The 1463-nt window shown below is 52.5% G+C and carries 2 protein-coding genes; both read left to right on the top strand.

Features of this window, described 5'->3' with window-relative positions; all coding sequences use genetic code 11:
• The coding region (locus tag BP822_RS12450) for a tetratricopeptide repeat protein (RefSeq protein ID WP_286878395.1) at positions 1-1203 on the top strand (1203 nt) is incomplete at its 5' end.
• A gap of 37 nt (positions 1204-1240) precedes the next feature.
• On the top strand, positions 1241-1463 hold a 223-nt coding region (locus tag BP822_RS12445), incomplete at its 3' end, for a hypothetical protein (protein WP_286878394.1).

Here is a 1463-nt window from a genome sequence, read left to right as displayed (position 1 = left end):
TCATTCGAGGATAACAGCGCAGAGGACTGGTTCAACAGGGGCCAGGAGCTGCAAAGAAACGATTATCATGAAGAGGCCCTCCAGGCTTTCGATAAAGCTATCGAGATCAATAAATCATACGCACTCGCCTGGGGAGGTAAGGGAGATGCTCTCTGCAACATGGGCAGGTACGAGGAGGCAATAGCCGCCTGGGACAGAGCCATTGAGCTTGAGCCTGATGAGTTTTACTCAGGCAGCAAATGGGAGATGAAGGGAAAAGTCCTGGCGATCCTTGGCAGGAACGAGGAGAGTGCTCAGGCTTACGAAAGAGCGCTTGAGCTTGCGGATAAGGCTGTGACTGAGTACAAGACTTCAACAGACCTGAACCTCTCCGCTGCCTGGGGCTTTAAAGGACAGCTCCTCGACGACCAGGGAAGGTACGTAGAGGCTCTAGAGGCAGTGGCCAACTCCTCGAAGGCAAATCCAGAGGACGCATTTGCCTGGGCCGTCATGGGAGACATTCTGGCAGACCGTCTTGGCAGGTACAACGAATCAATCGAGTCTTACAATAAATCTCTGGAGATTGACCCGAAGAACATAGGAGCCCTGAGAGGAGAGGGATATGCTCTCGCAAGCCTTGGCAGGTACGAGGAGGCCCTAGAGTACTATAACAGGGCCCTGGAGATCGATTCTCGGTTTGCCAGAGCCTGGCAAGGCTTAGGAGATGCCCTCAGGAACATGGGCATGTACAACGAATCAATCCAGGCTTATGACAGGGCAATTGCGGAGATGCCGCAACAGCCACAATATGCCTTGATTGGAAAGGGCATGGCCCTCGACAGCCTGGGCAGATATGACGAAGCACAAGAGGATTACGAGCAAGCCCTGAAGGATTACGATGATGTCATCAAAAAGAATCCGAGAAATGCCCAGGTCATGTACAATCAGGGCAATGCCCTCCGGGGACTGCAGAGACACAACGAATCTCTGCAGGCATATGACAGAGCCATTGAGCTGAATCCGGGATATATCGATGCCTGGCGCGGCAAGGCCATTGTGCTTCGAGCTCTTGGCGGCAATGCCGAGGCAGAGGAGGCTTCCGCAAAAGCCATGGATCTGGGATACATGTCTGGAATGGTGACGGCGGTTGCCGGAAGCGGTCTCATTGTCGCCGAAAGGGCAGAGATGATGCCTGAGGCTGAGGAAACGGGGCCTCGAAGATGAGCCCCAATCTTTTTGCAGGGCTAAAGAAGGTTTGTAAATGAAAGCGAGGCTCATAGTTGTATTATTAGCGATAGTGATATTCTGTGTCTGTGCTGTGATAGTTCCATCCTATGCTTTGTCAAAGTGTGGAGATTGCGATGATAAAAATCCCTGCACGAAGGATTACTGTGGGCCAAATGGCTGCGTCCATGAGCCGATAGACTGTGACATTGAAATAACCAGTCCCCCAGAGGTTACCGGTCCCGGCATAACCAGTCCCC

This window comes from Methanosaeta sp. UBA458 (assembly GCF_002496085.1).
Classification (GTDB): Archaea; Halobacteriota; Methanosarcinia; order Methanotrichales; family Methanotrichaceae; genus Methanothrix; species Methanothrix soehngenii.
Note: the sequence above shows the minus strand (reverse complement) of the source record. Positions and strands in the feature narration are given on the sequence as shown.